The organism is Arthrobacter vasquezii (assembly GCF_029455255.1).
GTDB lineage: Bacteria > Actinomycetota > Actinomycetes > Actinomycetales > Micrococcaceae > Arthrobacter_D > Arthrobacter_D parietis.
Window position 1 is genome coordinate 15,359 of sequence record NZ_JAROKN010000010.1, and the last position, 16,378, is coordinate 31,736.

Here is a 16,378-nt window from a genome sequence, read left to right on the forward strand (position 1 = left end):
CATCGTCCGCGCGCGTCGCGGTTACCGCGAGTCGCCCCAAGCTACTGTGCACTCAGGAGGGTAACCTCGCATCCCAGCCCACATTGGCCTGCGGTTCCTCAGGGGCCATCAGCTATGCAGCTTGGCGCACAATTTCAGTACACGTCGAATCGACCGTGTTCGCGTAAGTGCTCCACGACCAAGCGGGCCATTTCGTGTTGTTCCAGCGACGGATGGGCTCGGACGAGGGCATCCACCTCCCTTAGCGGATCGTCTGCCAGATACTGAAGGCATATGAGGAGTCTGACGGCTGCTTGTACCCGCCCTGTCTCTGCAGCAGCACGAACCGCCAAGGGTAACTTCGAGCATAACTCGGGATCGACGACCATAATCGACCAGAGGCTCTGGCCGATACCGCCACGCTGCCAGTCTGACCCTGCATCATCGAAGGTTTCGACGGCATGTACTAGTTCCGCCAACTCGTCGGGCGACCACCTGAACGAAGCTTGGATGGACTTTTCAACCACTGGGGAAATCCAGTTCTGCTTGGTCCAGAAGATATCCGGATGTGGAGTCGCGTGTGCCAGAACACTGATCCCGTCATACAGACTGCGCCCCGCCAGGGAAGTCAATACTCGGCGCAAGAGGATCAAAGGACGTGGGTCACGGCGGCCCAGTGTCCAGCAATTGAACACCCCCTGGCGGCGAATTTCATCGTCGAAATCGAGTAGCAGCAAGTAAGCAGAATCAGCGGTGGCGGTCAGGTAGGCCTCTGTGCGGGTGATGAAGTAGTCAAAGCTGTCGTCGCTTAAGACCTCCTCAAGGACGATCTCCGACAGATTGTCGTTCTGCTCTGAAACCTTGAAGCCTGAGGATTCCGTTAAGACACGGCTACGAGCTGCTTCCGTCAGATTTATCCAGCGGATGATTCCGCTATCGGGATCATGCACCATTCCGACAATCGGTACGGTGGATGCGCGCCAGTAGGCCCAGTCCACTTTCGTGGCAGGAATGATCCACTGGCCACGTCGAAAGAAGGTCCGGCCTCCCTTAACCTGAACGCCAATAATGCCGCCCGTAATGGCAGAGTCGCGAGTGATGTCGACATTGAGGTCCCGACCGTAGTCGCTCCTTCCGTCCACTTCGTCCACCACTAGGCCATGGCGCTCGAGTAGTCCCCGCACAGCGTTGATGCCGTCTCGTTCGGAGCGATGCCCAACGCGCAGCTTTTTTCTTGTGGATGATTCACTAGTCACGGGCAAAACCTTACGGCCCTGGTGTGGCCTGATGAGCCGGATCCCGATTGGTGCTGACGCCCGGGCTAAGCAACGTATGGAACTAAGACGAGCTGTGACTGCGGCGCGGAGAGGGTCAGTCCTGAAAAACCAAACGACGCTTAGAGACGACAGACCACATATCTTGGCCTTTCCCCCTGCACATAGGACATCATGACGATATGGCGAAGCGGACAAAAAAACACTATCTGGGGGACGTCGGAGAAGCATCAGTGATTCGAAGGATGCTAGATACGGGAGCAAGTTTAAATTCTCTGTCAGCTTCCGACTATGGGTGGGATCTACATATTCATCTTCCCTGCGAACCCTTCCGTATCCCGCTAGACAGGACTTGCATCAGGGATTCCTGGACAATGTCTGGCCGGACCGCACACATCCAAGTGAAGAACTGGGTGTCGGATCCTACGGTAGTCATCGGGACTTTGAGAGGCTGGGTTTCAAGCGGAGCGTCGGGAATTCCGACGTTTGTCGTGATTCCTCGCTCCGATGACCCTGGTGAGTGGAAGTATCTCGGCCCAGGAGAGCTCGATGAGCTTCTAGGAAAGAACTCGTCCTTAGACGACGATTATTCGGTCTCCATGGTAAATAGTCTTCCGTTTCCCGATTCGGTGCTTCACCACCTACTCGATCTATGGACTTGGAACCCGCGAATGACGCTTGTGGGGCGCTTCGATAAAGTCATGACGATGCGGCCGGGACCAGACCGCTTAAAGTCCACTTATGACGCAGCGGTGGACCTCGCAGCCCTGCTGTTGACAGCTTGGGTGGCAGATCACGACCCTCTAGTCGGTATCGGTGACGGAGATGAGATACCAGGGTGGTTGGACGAATTTGCGGACGCTGCTAGCGGAGTGCTTCACCCCAATGAATCTCAGAAGGAACAGCGAGACGCCTTCCGCTGCGATCTCGAAGTGTTTACTCAAGGCGACCGGAAAACTGCAGGGTATTTTTACTTAGAAGAAAGAGCAGGTCAGGTCCGGCGCAATGCGTACTCTCACCTTTACACCGCCTCTTGGGAACGCGATGCAGCTTATGCGGATGCCCTTGAGAAATTGACAACCATCTGTGCCTTTTTGGTTCGTACCCCATGAAATATGCATTCTGTTACGTGTCCGCGGTGTTGCAGTCAGCACCCGACAAGCCAGTTCGTTTCTTCCGATCAGGTCAGCTGAGTCTTGTTTCCCATCGGATATGAGACACCGTTCTCAACTCACTGCTTGACCGGGTTTTTCCGGAGCTTCGGTATCCAGAGAGACGGAAGGGCGTTGGCATCCTTCAATGCATTGAGAACATCGGTTGTAGTAATGACATTCGATCCTCGCGCTCGGAGTGCATGCCAGGCCTTCGTATGCGCATCGAAGACCTCGAGAACTTGCTGAGGCGTTACAAGGTAGACGTGGTCTTCAGCTATGGCGCGAGCCGACGGGTGAACGCGTTTCTGTGACGTGACTAGGAAGACCACAGAGTCGCTAGGTGCAGATTCACCTCGTGAGCTGGCTATGTAGCGAAGGTGCGATCCTGCCTGCCGTACGTCCTTTGCGCCAAGCTCTCCCTCTGGCAACGACTCACTCTTTGCCTCCCAGCCTACCCATGAATTGGTTGAGAATATCCAAGATGCATCAGGAGCTGAGGATGCCCCGTGGTTGCCATCGCTTTCTGCTCCAGCCAGCACGCCAAGATGGACCAGCGCTTCCTCATAAGGAGTCGCTTCTGTAGCCAGCAGTTGGCTTCGAATTCGAGCAATCTCGTTCGCAAACGAATTTGGTCGTGCAACCTGGGTAAATGATTGCAAGATGTTCGCGGCTGCTACTTCGTCAACCGCATCGACGTCTTCAGCTGGTGTGCCAGTCTCGAAGTCATGATCCGCAGGTGCGTGTAAGTAGGACATCCAGAGCGTTCCACGACCGGATGAGCGGCACGCCCTGTAGTAGTCCATGCTCGTCTCCCTGAGGCCCGCGTCCTGTCGCTTTTCGGCCAAGACTAGGGACCAGCAGGCAGCCAGATAGTTCCAGAACGACGCGTATCGCTGAGGGGCCCTGCCCCCAGTAAGGCTATCAACCACCTTCCTTGCGTGTTCGAGAGCGCGACCCCAATCGCCTTGCCAAGCGGCTTGGGATGCAGCGACTTCGTCCTTAGACGCGGCGCTCAACTGAGCAGTCCCCGGGGGGTGAACAACGGTGGCCTCATCCCTCCGGTCTGCTAAATCACTCTCCACCTCTGCCCACATATCGCCCTGTGCAAGGAACGCGTTGAAGTTGTCCTTCATCTCGTCAGAATCGATTCCTAAACTGTTCTCAAGCCCAAAGGAAACTTCGGCGTTGAGCTCAGCACGCATAGCATTCCGAACATCCAATCGTGTGCAGAATGAACTTAGATCATCACCCAGCATAAGAACGGCGGCGTAATCGTCTTCGTTACGCGTGGCCCTACCTGCTCCCTGAACTATTCGTGAACGAATACGTTCTTGCAGTACGTCCAGAGCCCCAAGAGAACCGACCAGAAAGCGTTCTTGCAGATCACCCCTCGACGGTAGTCCGTCAATTACGACGAGCCTGCAGTCATCATCAGGGAGGTCGAGCCCGTCATAACGATTGGTGAGAACTAGCGCCGCATCCTGCTGACTGGTGAATGACGAGACGTTGTCCTCAATGTCTTTTGCGTGGACGATCGAAAGGGAGTCCCCTACCCATTCCTCGAAGTCTTCACCAGTCCGTCGATCAGGAGTAAGGACAACAGACCGTCCTACCTGCTTGGTCAGCGCTACTATCCAGGCGGCTAGATCTGTCTTGTCGCGAGCGAAGTCCGTTGTGAGTTCCGGGAACATGAAAAACCGGCGTCCAGTCCCGCGTTTGGCCCACTCCGGGGGTGTGGGGATCCGAGAAATCTTAGTCCTGCCAAAGCTGCGTTCAAGTTCACCACCTTCTCCAAGAGTCGCGCTCATATATAAGCGCTGTTTCGGGCTATCGAAGGCGGTATGAGCATGGGTTGGTGGTATGAAGGGCCGAATTTGTAGACTTCGGTAGGACGCAAACACGAGACACTGCCCGAGATGGCCCTCAAGCATCTTCAGAGCGTATACAGCGTCTGTATTAATCTCGGTTTCTCCCTGAGCCGCTTTCAGTGCTTGCTCGAGAGCGGCCGCAGCGGACATGACACCCACAGGAGAGGCTAGGTAGACGTCCGAAGCAAATTGGCCGGCGGCGGTGTCTTGCTGCAGACGACCGAGGACCAACGGATCAAAGGAGTCTTTTAGGACACGAAGGACTTCGTGGTAGGCCGTCTCTTTGCGTTCAAGGTTTATGGACCACGGGTTAGATACATAGCTGTCAGCTGCGTGAGCGTCGTCGACGATCATGTATTGGGAGTCCACGAGGGCGGGATTGCTGTTGAAGACGTGTGATCCAACAGAGACTGCGATTGCGCTGGCTGACGAGTAACGCGCCCTATCTGCGGAGTTCCACTGTGCTACCGGCCCGATAAGCAGTACCGCGGGCAACCCGTAGCTGAGGAGTTGCGCATGGCACTGCCTAGCTAGCTGTTTCGTCGGGCATAGGTATGTGACCCGGCGACCACGAACGGAGCGTTCAAACTCTCCGATTAGTCCGGCGATGAGCGTCTTTCCGGCGCCGGTAGGCAGTTCGATAGCAACATCGCTTGCGTCCTGATGCTTGTCAGTCCAGGCAGTGAGTACAGATTCCTGGTGTGGCCAGAGCTCTTGTAAGTCTTGTCTGCCGACGCGGGTGTTTTCAAAAATCGCCTTCGGCGTGCTCAACGCTGCTGCGCTACTATTCCGCGTCCTGAAAGCCACTAGCCGCCCCTTCGGTTATGTCCCATCTTCTCCTCCAAGCATCGCTCAGGTGAAGGGAGAGGTTACGACAGTAGGCAGAAATGAGCGATCGTGTCGGTGTGTTGCGCCTAGGTAGATGTCATGAGACTCGAAGATTCCGTCGAGTCAGGGCGAGACCCTTGAATAAACTCAGCTGATATTGCATCAGCCTGTGTAGGTCTCTGGGACACGTCTGGCCGGTCTCTGTTCCTCTTCTGCCCTGTAAACGAGGGGTGGCATAAACGACCGGTTCTGACCCGCTTCTTATGGAGCATCGAACAGCGGCGAGTTCCGGAGGCACAGATCAAGTGCGAAACCTCTGCAATGACGATTCCGCACCAGAACGGGATCTGACACTTCCGTCGATCGTTGATCGACGGTGCCAATGGATACGACTGACTTTCAATCCAGCGTTCCGTGCGAACTGCCGGGTCGGTCGATGTCATCCTTTGGACTGAGTGCCTCGTGAGGGGCCGTGAATAGACTCGAAGGATCATCTGACGGCACTTCATTGGGGAATTGGCCATGAGCGAAGCACTTGTCCATATCGACGGTTTTCGAATGGATTTCGGTGACAAAACCGTCATCCGGGATCTGTCCTTCGACGTGAGCCGGGGCGAGACGTTCGGCTTCCTTGGCAGTAACGGCTCGGGCAAGACCACGACCATCCGTGCGCTGCTGGGCATCTACCAGCCGACCGCAGGGATCCTCCATATCGGAGGGCGGCCGTTCCGGCCCGAGGACGGAGGACGCCTAGGGTATTTGCCGGAGGAACGCGGCCTCTACAAGAAGGAAAAGGTCATCGATGTGATGAACTACTTCGGCCGGCTCAAAGGCCTCGATGCCGGCGCCGCCAAACGCTGGTCTCTCGAGTATCTGGAGCGCGTTGCCCTGGCGGACAAGGCCGGCGTGCAGCTCGATAAGCTCTCCGGTGGACAGCAGCAGAAGGTCCAGCTCGGCGTGACCATCATGAACGAACCCGAACTGCTCATTCTGGACGAGCCGACCAAGGGCTTCGACCCGGTCAACCGGCGCCTGCTGATGGACATCATCGGCGAGCAAAAGACCAAGGGTGCGACCGTGGTCATGGTCACCCACCAGATGGAAGAAGTTGAACGGCTCTGTGACCGGGTCATCCTGCTCAAGAACGGAACCTCTGAGGCGTACGGCACCATCGATGAGGTTCAGAACCAGTTCGGCGGCCGCGTCATCCGGCTCAAGCATTCCGGCCAGGTCCCGGCATCGCCGCGATACACGCTCGCTGTGAGCGAGACGAACTACTCCGAACTGTCCATCGCCGATGATGCCGACGAAACGGACATCCTGAAAGAACTGATCGCCGGGGGAGTGGCAGTGCGATCCTTCACGACGACCAAGGTTTCGTTGGAGGAGATTTTCATCCGCGTTTACGGCGCCGAGAATGAGGCTTCCACCAGTGACTACGAGATGGCAGAGGCATAACAGGCATGGCACAGCACAACCTCGGCACCGTCGTCAGCTTCGAGTTCGTCCGCACGATCAGCAAGAAGCGTTTCTGGGTCGGCACTTTGTCGGTGCCGTTGATCATGGCCGTCGTCTTCGGTCTAATCTTCATCAGCAACAGTGCTACCGCGTCCGCCGCCGACGCCCAGGAAAGCGCTGAGTTCTCCATCTCCTACACGGACGCCTCCGGGCTCATCACACCGGAGCAGGCCGCTGCTTTCGGGGCCGAGGAGGCAGCCTCGCCGGAGGAGGGCGTCAATGCCGTTCAGACCGGGGCCGTGGATGCGTTCTTCGACTTCCCGGCCGACCCTGCTAGCTCAGACATCAAGGTCTACGGGGCGGACCAGGGATTGTTCGAGAACAACAAGTACTCCGCCGTCGCCGAAGCCATGCTGACCCAGGCCGTCAATACACAGATCGGCTCACCCGATTTGGTTACCCTGGCTGCCGGCGATGCGTCCATCGCCCTCACTACGTACCAGGACGGCAAGGAAACCGGCGGGTTCAACGCCGTCATCCCGCCGCTGATGTTCCTGGTCATCTTCTACGGTCTCATCATCCTTCTCGCCGGACAGATGCTCAGCTCCACCCTCGAGGAAAAGGAAAACAGGGTCACCGAGATGATCCTGACCACCCTGAAGCCGACAACGCTGATCAGTGGCAAAGTCCTGGCCCTCTTTGGCATCGGGTTGGTTCAGATGGTCATTTTCGCCTCACCCATCGTCATCGGATACCTCTTCTTCCGTGAACAGATCAGCATCCCCGAACTCGATCTCGCGGCCCTGGTCTTCGAGCCTGTCCCGATGATCATCGGATTCCTGCTCCTGATCGGCGGGTTCGCGCTGTTCACTACGACGCTCGTCGCCATCGGAGCAGTCATGCCCACCGCGAAGGAAGCCGGAAACTTCATGGGCGTGATGATGGCCCTGATCTTCGTCCCGTTCTATGCGATCTCGCTGATCTTCTCCAACCCGCAGGCACTCATCGTCCAGATCTTCACGTACTTCCCGTTCTCCTCTCCGGTCACCGCGATGCTCCGCAACGCCCTCGGATCCTTGAGCGTGGCCGAAGCCTCGATCGTCATCGCCATCCTGTTCATCGGGGCGGTGCTGATGTTCTTTCTCGCGGTCCGGCTCTTCCAGTACGGGTCCATCTCCTACACCTCCAAGGTGAACATTAGAACCGCCCTGCGCAGCGGCCGCCGCACACCGGAAGCGGTATCGAACGCGGCGAGTTGACGCCGACGAAGATTACCTGGCCTTGCTCTTGCGCGCAGGGTGACGGCGGGATGGCCCTCGGAGTGTGACGAGTTTGCGCAACTTTCAGGGATTGGAAGGCTCAGGTAGTCGCCGACGAATGTAGAAGCAGTCTGGGAAACGCGTTGTTGCGGCATGCCAGCCATCTTTACTGGACAGCAAGGACTGGGGGAAGAAGACCGAGACCCGCTTGACTTCCCAAGCCTGGTCGTCACGCTCGAGCACGTGTTCGCCGTGTAAGGACTGGACCGGCCGCCACATCAACCCCGCCACCATCCATACCCTGGCCACCGGTGACTGGATCCGCAAAGGCCAACCTCTCTGCCTCCTCGGGGACTCCGGCACCGACTCCCACCGTCTCGCCCACACCCTCGCCCACCAAACGAGGTGATTGAGTCGGAGCCTCGTCGACAAGCGACAACGATGCTCGTCAGCGCGCCCTTTCATAGCCAATGGTTTGGGACATCGTTGGCGGACTGCCGACTTGATGCTTTACGATCAAGTCATGCATTTGTACTTCCTGTGACGGCTGAGTAGGGCCTTCCGCGCTCGATGAGTAACTCCGAGGCTGCGGCGGCTGCTCGTTCTTGACCCCCGCGTGGGTCGCCGTCATTCGCGCTCTCCGGGCTTTGGGCTCGTGGTGCGTCGTCACGAAGGATACAAATGCTCACCTCTACCAACCCTTATTCGGCGCGCCACCGAGCGCAGCTCATCGCCTCCGATGTTTCTGTAATGCGCGGGGCAACATCTGTTCTGAACCACGTAAACCTCGTCGTGACTCCCGCTTCGCGTATCGCGATCGTGGGCGAGAACGGCCGCGGCAAATCGACCCTCCTTCATGTACTCGCTGGCACCCTGGTTCCAGAGACTGGCTCCGTGCAGCGCATCGGCACCTTAGGAGTCGCGGAACAGGAAATGACCGCAAGTGACGACCGAACCGTGGGCCAAGCTGTGGCTGAAGCGATCGCCGAGCCACTGGCGGCGCTGGCGGCCCTGGACGCGGCCACCCTTGCCCTCTCGGACGGAATGACCGGTGCAGACGAGCGGTACGTGGCAGCGTTGGAACAAGCAGAATTACTTCACGCTTGGGATGCCGAGCGGCGCGTGCAGATCGCACTCGAAGCCCTTGATGCGGAGACCAACCCGGCGCGGTTCCTCGGCGACCTTTCCGTAGGCCAGCGGTATCGGGTGCGGCTAGCGTGCCTTTTGGGGGCCGATGATGATTTCCTGCTGCTCGATGAACCCACCAACCATCTCGATCGAAGCGGACTCGAGTTTCTGAGCGCCCAGCTCCGATCGCGTAGCGGCGGCGTCGTGGTCGTGACGCATGATCGGGCACTGCTGTCGGAGGTTGCCGAGACCATCGTCGACCTCGACCCGACGCCAGATGATCGCCCGCGCATCTATGGCAACGGCTATGCCAACTACATCAAGGGTCGACTGGCCGAGCGTGAACGCTGGGAACAAGAGTACGAGCACCAACAAGCCGAACACACTCGACTGCAAGACAGCCTTAACGCGGCGCAGAACCGACTCGTCTCGGGCTGGCGGCCGGAAAAGGGCACCAACAAACATGGGCGAGCTACCCGTGCGGGGGGCCTCGTGCAAAGCGTGCATCGGCGTCAGGAACAGCTCGAAGCGCACGCGCTGAGCGTGCCGGAACCACCACAGCACTTCCGCTTCCCAGAGCTCCCGACAAGAACCGGCGCGGTCCTCCTCAGCGTCGATCACGTCAGTGTTGCTGAGCGCCTGACGAACCCGGTGTCGCTCTCACTCTCGCACCGCGGAGGCCTCGTCGTGACCGGTGCGAATGGTGCCGGAAAGTCGACGTTGTTAGCGGTAATCGCTGGTGAACTGCAACCGGACACAGGCTCGATACGAATACCTCAGAGCACGCGTCTAGGCTTCCTGCGCCAAGAATCCGCACTACCCCTGAACCTGAGGGCGAGTGAGTTATACGCCGCGCACGTCGCCGCCCTTGTCGCCTCGGGTACGTTACAACCCGCTGAAACGGTAGGGCTTTCCCAGCTCGGCATCCTGCGCCCCCGTGACTCCAGCAAGCGGGTGGGCGAAATGTCGACAGGCCAACAGCGTCGCCTCGATCTAGCATTGGTACTCGCGACGAAACCGCACGTGCTCCTCCTCGATGAACCCACCAACCACCTCTCGATAGCGCTTGTCAATGAACTCACCGACGCGCTCGGTGCTACCCAGGCGGCGGTTGTTCTGTCGACGCATGATCGGCAGCTTCTTCGCGATGTCGACGACTGGCCCCAACTCCGGCTGGCCGCGGCGACGGGAAGTGAGGCGACGGTATGAGCCCGAAGAAAGTATGTGCGCGCTCAGGCCGCTCGTAATGGGCCGTCACAGGCAGTGGTGGGGAGGCCATGGTCAAACCCTCTCGCAGATGAACCCAGGCGTCTCAGCAAATTCATATTTTTCCGCCATGGTGCTGCGGAGGGCGATAGTCTCTGTTCCATCCGGTGTCAGCAGTTTTACGAGGGGGATGGATGAGTAGGACGTACCGGCTGGAGCCGGATGAGTCTTTTCCTGACGACCTCACCTTGCTGAGCGATACAGAACTGGAAGTGCTCAACAGTCGACTGCACCGTGAATTGGACGAGGAATACGCACACATAGATACGCAGATGGAGACTCAGAGCAGGCTGGACGAGGTCAACGAGGAACTGAATCGACGAGACGCCATATCAACCTCGCACGAACGGTACTCATGAGGAATGACTCGAACATGACTTGAGATTCACCTTTGGGGCTACTTGTAGTGCCGCTCCTTCTTGGAAGGGCCCTTGATATCCGCGGCAATATTCAAGAGCTCAGCGGATCCGATCCCATGACCGGCTCCCCAGTAATGGATCAGTCGTTCCTGGAGAGCAGCAGCAAGCGTTTCACGCGAGACGGAACCAGCGGTTGGCGCGACATCACGGGCCGCGCGGGTTAGTGCTTCACATAGACTGCCGCACTCGTGCAGCTCATCCATCTTGCCTCCTCCTGCTCCTGTAGCGGCGGAAAGCCGAGAGTTTGCCTCAAGCTGCCGCGCGTTCACCGGCATTTCGGCTTTCCAACGAGTAGGGCACACCATCAGGATGCCATCATCGGCGGACGCACGAGCTATGGAAACGACACCAGCACCGTCAAGGGTAACCGGTGAACGTCCCCGACCAGCTACGTCCTCCACTGAGTTCAACCCGGGACCGAGGTATCAGCAGCATCTTCGCAGGCGGCGCCCTTACCGGTGAGTGCATTGTGGTCATCCGTGACCATGAATGCGCGCCGCCTTGTGGTTCCGGCAAGGAAGGATCTAACCCGGTATTTCCCCGCCCTGGTAGAGGCCGCCGGAGGCTAGATGCCGTTCAGTCGGCATCGCAGTTCGATCAGTGACCCGCCCGTTCATAAAAGCGATCCACCAATCCAGTCATGTACTGCTCGGTGATCGTGGAGGAAACCTCAAGGTACGCAGCGGATAGTGAGGACTGCCGGTGAGCTGACCCGAAACTTCAGCTCCAACCTGGCGGGGCACTCAAGCCCCGGGTGGAGCCGTGCCGGTTCGCCCCAACACGTGCGGCTCCACCCACTGACGAGCAGTAACCTCCACCCACTGACGAGCAGTAACCTCTACCCGCTGAGGACAATCATCTGATGGCCCTCCGATCCAGGCGAGTTAGGAGCCGCCTCGCGGTTGCTTGGTCCTTCGCATCCGTCCCCCAGCGAGGATTGTCCAACTCCGGCATCAGTCACCGTCGCATTGATCCTGGCGTTCTCGCCGTAGCGGGGATCGCAATCCGAGTCCTGTGCTTCGATGGTCACCGTCTCGCCGATTCCCGCACTCGACGGACTCAAGGAGTAGGGCGGCGGCATACAGGGCGCGCGTGATCTTTGGTCGGACTGCCTCTGTCTTCTTCAGCTGGTTTTCGCTCCGGGGCCGAGGATAACGGTTGTGCCGGAAATTCGGTCGTAAGGTGTCCGGCCCGTGCCGAAAAATAGTGACGCCACGTAAGCGGCCGGCAATACGTAGGCAAACGCCGTGCCCGCCCAAATCGAGGGAGGTACACTGCCATCCGCGCTCGAGGCGACGATACCGTAGACGGCAGCATGCCCAATCGTCCATGGCGCGGCTACCTTCATGGTGTTCCGAACGAGCGCGCGTCGAAACGAAAGACGAAGGCCTGTGCGTGAGTTCATGACGAGGAGGTGGCGCGAGTGTTTGCCGATCGATGCCTGCCGCGCTGACGATTCAAGCCCGGCTAGCGTGAGAGTAACGGGGACCACAAGGACGAGTGTCGCGATGATGTTGAGGGCCACGAACGTGAGTCCGTCGGTGATCCCGGCCAGTCGGAGCGGTATACCGACCGCAGCGAGGAGCGCAGCCCATGCGAGTATGCAGATCCAGTCGATCACCCAAGCAAGTAATCGGTTCCACGGTTGCGGGTGCACTCTCCGGATTTTAGCAACCGATTCAGCGCGCACTCTCGTTCGGTACTTGGCGCGCCGGAATCGCCGGTTAGCGGTAGCACCTCCTCTCGGCCGGTCCGGCATGGGAATCAAGCTAGTAGAGGCGCAATGCAGAGAATCGGACATCAGCTGGCCCCGGAAGCCGAACCGCAGGAGAGCGCTGAAATACATGATCCGTGCGGCTGCGCAGATCGGATTGATCATTGCTGCGACCACGATGCTGGATCGTAGGACGCTTGGGGGCTTATTGCCTGTTGGCGTCAATTTCGCGCACATGTACGCGAACGAGATCTTCGACCAAGCGGCTGGGCAGGGTCTTGTCCAGCGTGAATTGGATCGCGTGTTCGGTGGTCTTGTAGTGCTTGAGCTGGCCCTTCAGCTCCTCGATCGCCCGTGAGGAGGGGTAGAAGCTCATATGCTTTTTGGATGCGGTGAAGTACACCAGTGCCCGGTTTTTATATTTGAGAGTCGGCATCCCATAACTTATGGTCTCTTCGGTGTCCGGCACGAGTTGTGTTACAAGCGCGCGGATCCGTTCGAGTTCTGCTCGGTACGCGGGGTCGAGCGCATTGAGATACTCTTCGACGCTCTTCGCTTTTGCACCCATAACCCTGAGCTTAGCGCTGGCCACCTCCGCTTCGCTCGGACTCCGGTTCGGCAGAACCGCGGCGTCGGATAGGCGGCGGGTGTACATGCGACAAATCGGGTTGCCGAACGGAGGGGGCATGGCAGCGAAGTGCTGAGTCCGCGTTTCGGCCCACTCTGGTAGCGCGTTGAACCCGCCCGGTAAAGCGATCCTATTCCGTGCCCCATACGGGCACCGCTCGGGGCATCTGTAACCCGAGGAGGGATGGGAAAGCCGCGCTACGTCGCGTCAACCATCCCGCGATAGCTTCCTTCGCTGTGTATCCTATGCAGATCTAAGGGCGTGTGTGCTCGGCGTGCAGCCGAGCGGCCTGGGAATCTGTTGCGTTGGGGTACACCCATACGCAACGGGGCCGTTCTACTGGCTGAGTTGTAACTGTTAGCCATGGATGGCGGTTCCAGAGTTTCAGGCGCGCTGATCCTGATCGGCATGCCAGCCATCGAGAATTCAGCTGCTGCCCCGGCTCTACAGCAGAGTCGGGGCAGCCCATGGATACCGCCCCCTCGCACACGAAGAACTACGCTTCGTGCTCCAAAGACGGTGGTGCAACCTCGGCCACACACTGGACCCGGACTACTTCACCTGACGTCCGAGCCCTTGCAGCAATAGCCCGCATCCTTGTGCCGTAGGGCCAGCCCAGCTACTTAGTCTCACTCCGAGTGATATCCATCAGATGAAGACTCCACTTGGCCCAATGGTTGCGTAATCGCTGTGTGAACGAGGGCTTCGTGTGGTTTGGGGATTATTTGTTGAGGTTGGCCAGGCGCTGCGGGCTGAGGAGTTCGGTGAGCTGCTCGGCGGTGAGCAGCCCATGTTCGAGCACGAGCTCCGCGACCCCCTTGCCGGTGGCGAGGGCTTCCTGGGCGATGGCCGTGGCGGTGGTGTAGCCGAGGTGCGGGTTGAGGGCGGTGACCAGGCCGATGGACTGTTCCACCGTGAGGCGGAGGTGTTCGCTGTTGGCGGTGATGTCCCGGACGCAGCGGGCCGTGAGGGTGCGGCAAGCGGCTTCCAGGTGGGAAATGCTCTTGTGGAGGCTGTGGACGATGACGGGTTCGAAGGCGTTGAGTTGGAGTTGTCCGGCTTCTGCGGCCATGGTGATAGTAATGTCATTGCCGATGACTTCGTAAGCCACCTGAGAAACCACTTCCGGGATCACCGGGTTGATTTTGCCGGGCATGATGGAGGACCCGGACTGAACTGCCGGCAGGTTGATTTCGCCGAAGCCGGCGCGTGGGCCGGAGGAGAGCAGGCGAAGGTCATTGCAGATTTTGGAGAGCTTCACGGCCACGCGCTTGAGGACGCCGGATAGGTGGACGAAGGCGCCTACATCTTGGGTGGCCTCGATCAGGTCGACGGCGGTTATCAGGGGAAGCCCAGTGATCGAGGCGAGGTGTCGACAGGCTGTTTCCGCATAGCCGGTTGGGGCGTTCAAGCCTGTGCCGATTGCAGTAGCGCCGAGATTGATTTCATGAATCAGCAGTTCGGCTTCGGAGAGGCGCAGCCGGTCCTCTCCGATGGTGATGGCGTAGGTGCTGAATTCTTGTCCCAGGGTCATGGGCACGGCGTCCTGCAGTTGGGTGCGGCCCATTTTGACTACAGTACGAAACTCGAGTGCCTTTGAAGCGCACGCTTCCTCAAGTTCGCTCAGCGCCTCCAACAGTTCGCGGGCGGCAAAGATGGTGCCCAGCTTCACTGCGGTGGGGTACACGTCGTTGGTGGATTGGGATAGGTTCACGTGGTCGTTGGGGTGCAGACGAGCGTAGTCGCCCTTGGGGTGGCCCAGGATTTCTAGCGCGCGGTTGGCGATGACCTCGTTGGCGTTCATGTTCGACGACGTTCCGGCACCGCCCTGGATGACGTCCACAACAAACTGGTCGGCTAGCCGGCCGTCCAGGATGTCCTGGCAGGCCTGCTCAATAGCTTCAGAGCGTTCCACGTCGAGGAGCCCGAGCTCGCGGTTTGTGCGGGCCGCTGCGAGTTTCACTGCAGCGAGGCCGCGGACCAGGTGGATGTTCGATGACAGTTTCTGACCGGTGATAGGAAAGTTCTCCACTGCCCGGAGCGTGTGTACTCCCCAGTACGCAGTGGCGGGGATGTCACGGTCGCCTAGGAGGTCATGCTCGGAGCGGAAGCCCGCGGTGCTATCGATGATAGTCATAGATCCTTACAAGGTTTCTCTTACGGGTTTTCGACAGGAAATTGGTGGCCTACAGCATTCCGGGCGTATGGTCCCCGCCCATCACCGGGGTGGTTGCGATGCCGGAGAGCGGTGCGGTTTCACTGCGTGTAGGCGGGTAGGCAGTATCTAAACGGAAACAGAATTGCGCTTGATTATAGTTTCGGCGTGCGGGGGAGCAGCCACAGATCCCCGGCGGATTAACTGGGCGTGGAAGTCGAACTCCGCGCTGAACTGTTCCCCGCGCATACGGTGAATGAGGGTAGTTGCCACGGCGACACCGAGCTCGTACACGGGCTGGGAGACGACGGTGAGAGGAGGGGTGAGAAGTCTCGTCCAGGGAAGATCGTCGAACATTACGAAGGAGAGATCCGCCGGGATGGTGAGGCCGGCGTTCGCTATTTCTTCCAGTGCGCTCAGGGCGATTACGCTGTCGGAGGCCATGATCGCGGTCGCGCCGAACGGCGGGGCCAGCAGCTCCTGGACAATTTCATGAATGCTCTCGTCCGTGCCTGCGTTCAAGCGGACTAAGGAGGCGGGAAACTCCTTGCCTGCCTCTTTGAAGGCGCGCCTCATGCCTCCCAGTCGTTGGGCAACTGGGGTTGAGCCGAGAGTCTTTTCACTTCCATATCGGTCTGAACGGGCCTTGAGAGTTGAGATGTAGGCAATGCGCTCGTGTCCCTGTTCGAGCAACAGTTGCGCCGCCTCGAAGGACGCTTGCTCGGATGCCGTTGCGATCACATCCACCTCCAGGCCATCCACCGCCCTGTCGAGCAGGACAAGGGGTCGTCCGGAATCGACAACCGCGCGTAGATGGGCATTGTCATCGGACAGCACCGGCGCGATGATGTAGCCGTCTACTCGCTTGTCCTGCAGGACCCGTACTGCCTCCTGCTCCGCCTTGACGTCCTCGCCGGTGTTGATCAGCAGGACGTCATACCCGGCGGGCTGGGCGGTGTCCGAGATGGCTCTCATGGCCAAGCTGAAGTATGGATTCTGAATGTCACCGACCACCACGCCGATGGTGTGGGACCGCCCGGTGTTCATACTGCGGGCCAGCATGTTCGGGTGGTAGCCCAGTTGCTCCGCTACCTTCAGGACCCTCGATCGAACATCGCTACTCACGGCCCCGTACCCACCCAGCGCTCGCGCCGCCTGTGCCTTCGACACTTTCGCGACGGCTGCTACGTCCGCGACCGTCGTCTCGCGGCGGATTGGACTGGTGCTCATTGGTGAACCTATCTCTGA

The 16,378-nt window shown here is 59.0% G+C and carries 13 protein-coding genes and 1 pseudogene; 6 read left to right on the forward strand and 8 right to left on the reverse strand.

Annotation, left to right across the window (positions count from 1 at the left end; genetic code table 11):
* Positions 1-134: 134 nt before the first annotated feature.
* The gene (locus P4U43_RS06260; RefSeq protein WP_277357946.1) at positions 135-1,235 is read right to left on the reverse strand and encodes a DUF4365 domain-containing protein; all 1,101 of its coding nucleotides are present in this window, start codon (positions 1,233-1,235) and stop codon (positions 135-137) included.
* A gap of 392 nt (positions 1,236-1,627) precedes the next feature.
* On the opposite strand from P4U43_RS06260, the gene P4U43_RS06265 reads away from it, so the two are divergent.
* Complete coding sequence (locus P4U43_RS06265; RefSeq protein WP_277357947.1) at positions 1,628-2,365, forward strand: hypothetical protein; 738 nt, start codon at positions 1,628-1,630, stop codon at positions 2,363-2,365.
* 119 nt (positions 2,366-2,484) lie between these two features.
* On the opposite strand, the gene P4U43_RS06270 is transcribed toward P4U43_RS06265, so the two are convergent.
* Positions 2,485-5,082, reverse strand: a complete 2,598-nt coding sequence (locus P4U43_RS06270) for a DEAD/DEAH box helicase (RefSeq protein ID WP_277357948.1) — start codon at positions 5,080-5,082, stop codon at positions 2,485-2,487.
* 543 nt (positions 5,083-5,625) lie between these two features.
* Here P4U43_RS06270 and P4U43_RS06275 point away from each other — a divergent pair.
* The 5 genes and pseudogenes from P4U43_RS06275 to P4U43_RS06290 all read left to right on the forward strand — a co-directional run bounded on the left by P4U43_RS06275 (position 5,626) and on the right by P4U43_RS06290 (position 10,573).
* Entirely contained in the window at positions 5,626-6,561 is a 936-nt protein-coding gene (locus tag P4U43_RS06275; protein WP_277357949.1) for an ABC transporter ATP-binding protein, read from the forward strand.
* A gap of 5 nt (positions 6,562-6,566) precedes the next feature.
* Positions 6,567-7,820 (forward strand): ABC transporter permease, encoded by a 1,254-nt coding sequence (locus P4U43_RS06280; protein WP_277357950.1) that lies wholly within the window; start codon positions 6,567-6,569, stop codon positions 7,818-7,820.
* Positions 7,821-8,094: 274 nt separating this feature from the next.
* Positions 8,095-8,199, forward strand: a pseudogene (locus P4U43_RS18060) (IS21-like element helper ATPase IstB); the annotation flags it as partial.
* 302 nt (positions 8,200-8,501) lie between these two features.
* Positions 8,502-10,157 (forward strand): ABC-F family ATP-binding cassette domain-containing protein, encoded by a 1,656-nt coding sequence (locus tag P4U43_RS06285; RefSeq protein ID WP_277357951.1) that lies wholly within the window; start codon positions 8,502-8,504, stop codon positions 10,155-10,157.
* A gap of 191 nt (positions 10,158-10,348) precedes the next feature.
* Positions 10,349-10,573 (forward strand): hypothetical protein, encoded by a 225-nt coding sequence (locus tag P4U43_RS06290; protein ID WP_277357952.1) that lies wholly within the window; start codon positions 10,349-10,351, stop codon positions 10,571-10,573.
* Between the two features lie 38 nt (positions 10,574-10,611).
* Here the strand turns inward: P4U43_RS06290 and P4U43_RS06295 are convergent, their stop codons facing one another.
* The 6 genes from P4U43_RS06295 to P4U43_RS06325 all read right to left on the reverse strand — a co-directional run bounded on the left by P4U43_RS06295 (position 10,612) and on the right by P4U43_RS06325 (position 16,360).
* Positions 10,612-10,836, reverse strand: coding sequence for a hypothetical protein (locus P4U43_RS06295; protein ID WP_277357953.1), 225 nt, complete (start codon positions 10,834-10,836; stop codon positions 10,612-10,614).
* Between the two features lie 635 nt (positions 10,837-11,471).
* Positions 11,472-11,663, reverse strand: coding sequence for a hypothetical protein (locus P4U43_RS06300; RefSeq protein ID WP_277357954.1), 192 nt, complete (start codon positions 11,661-11,663; stop codon positions 11,472-11,474).
* A gap of 93 nt (positions 11,664-11,756) precedes the next feature.
* Entirely contained in the window at positions 11,757-12,290 is a 534-nt protein-coding gene (locus P4U43_RS06305) for an RDD family protein (protein ID WP_277357955.1), read from the reverse strand.
* 262 nt (positions 12,291-12,552) lie between these two features.
* Entirely contained in the window at positions 12,553-13,002 is a 450-nt protein-coding gene (locus tag P4U43_RS06310) for an iron chaperone (RefSeq protein WP_277357956.1), read from the reverse strand.
* A 694-nt stretch (positions 13,003-13,696) separates the two neighbouring features.
* On the reverse strand, positions 13,697-15,112 hold the full coding sequence (locus P4U43_RS06320) for an aspartate ammonia-lyase (RefSeq protein ID WP_277357957.1): 1,416 nt from the start codon (positions 15,110-15,112) through the stop codon (positions 13,697-13,699).
* Between the two features lie 147 nt (positions 15,113-15,259).
* Positions 15,260-16,360 carry a LacI family DNA-binding transcriptional regulator gene (locus P4U43_RS06325; RefSeq protein ID WP_277357958.1) on the reverse strand — a complete coding sequence of 367 codons (1,101 nt, stop codon included), beginning with the start codon at positions 16,358-16,360 and terminating at the stop codon, positions 15,260-15,262.
* Between the last annotated feature and the right edge of the window lie 18 nt (positions 16,361-16,378).

What these genes read in the sequence shown, in the direction of transcription:
- P4U43_RS06290 (WP_277357952.1), top strand. Translation starts at nt 10,349, where the DNA reads ATGAGTAGGACGTACCGGCTGGAGCCGGATGAGTCTTTTCCTGACGAC.
- P4U43_RS06295 (WP_277357953.1), bottom strand. Translation starts at nt 10,836, where the DNA reads ATGGATGAGCTGCACGAGTGCGGCAGTCTATGTGAAGCACTAACCCGC.
- P4U43_RS06280 (WP_277357950.1), top strand. Translation starts at nt 6,567, where the DNA reads ATGGCACAGCACAACCTCGGCACCGTCGTCAGCTTCGAGTTCGTCCGC.
- P4U43_RS06265 (WP_277357947.1), top strand. Translation starts at nt 1,628, where the DNA reads ATGTCTGGCCGGACCGCACACATCCAAGTGAAGAACTGGGTGTCGGAT.
- P4U43_RS06325 (WP_277357958.1), bottom strand. Translation starts at nt 16,360, where the DNA reads ATGAGCACCAGTCCAATCCGCCGCGAGACGACGGTCGCGGACGTAGCA.
- P4U43_RS06310 (WP_277357956.1), bottom strand. Translation starts at nt 13,002, where the DNA reads ATGTACACCCGCCGCCTATCCGACGCCGCGGTTCTGCCGAACCGGAGT.
- P4U43_RS06320 (WP_277357957.1), bottom strand. Translation starts at nt 15,112, where the DNA reads ATGACTATCATCGATAGCACCGCGGGCTTCCGCTCCGAGCATGACCTC.
- P4U43_RS06285 (WP_277357951.1), top strand. Translation starts at nt 8,502, where the DNA reads ATGCTCACCTCTACCAACCCTTATTCGGCGCGCCACCGAGCGCAGCTC.
- P4U43_RS06275 (WP_277357949.1), top strand. Translation starts at nt 5,626, where the DNA reads ATGAGCGAAGCACTTGTCCATATCGACGGTTTTCGAATGGATTTCGGT.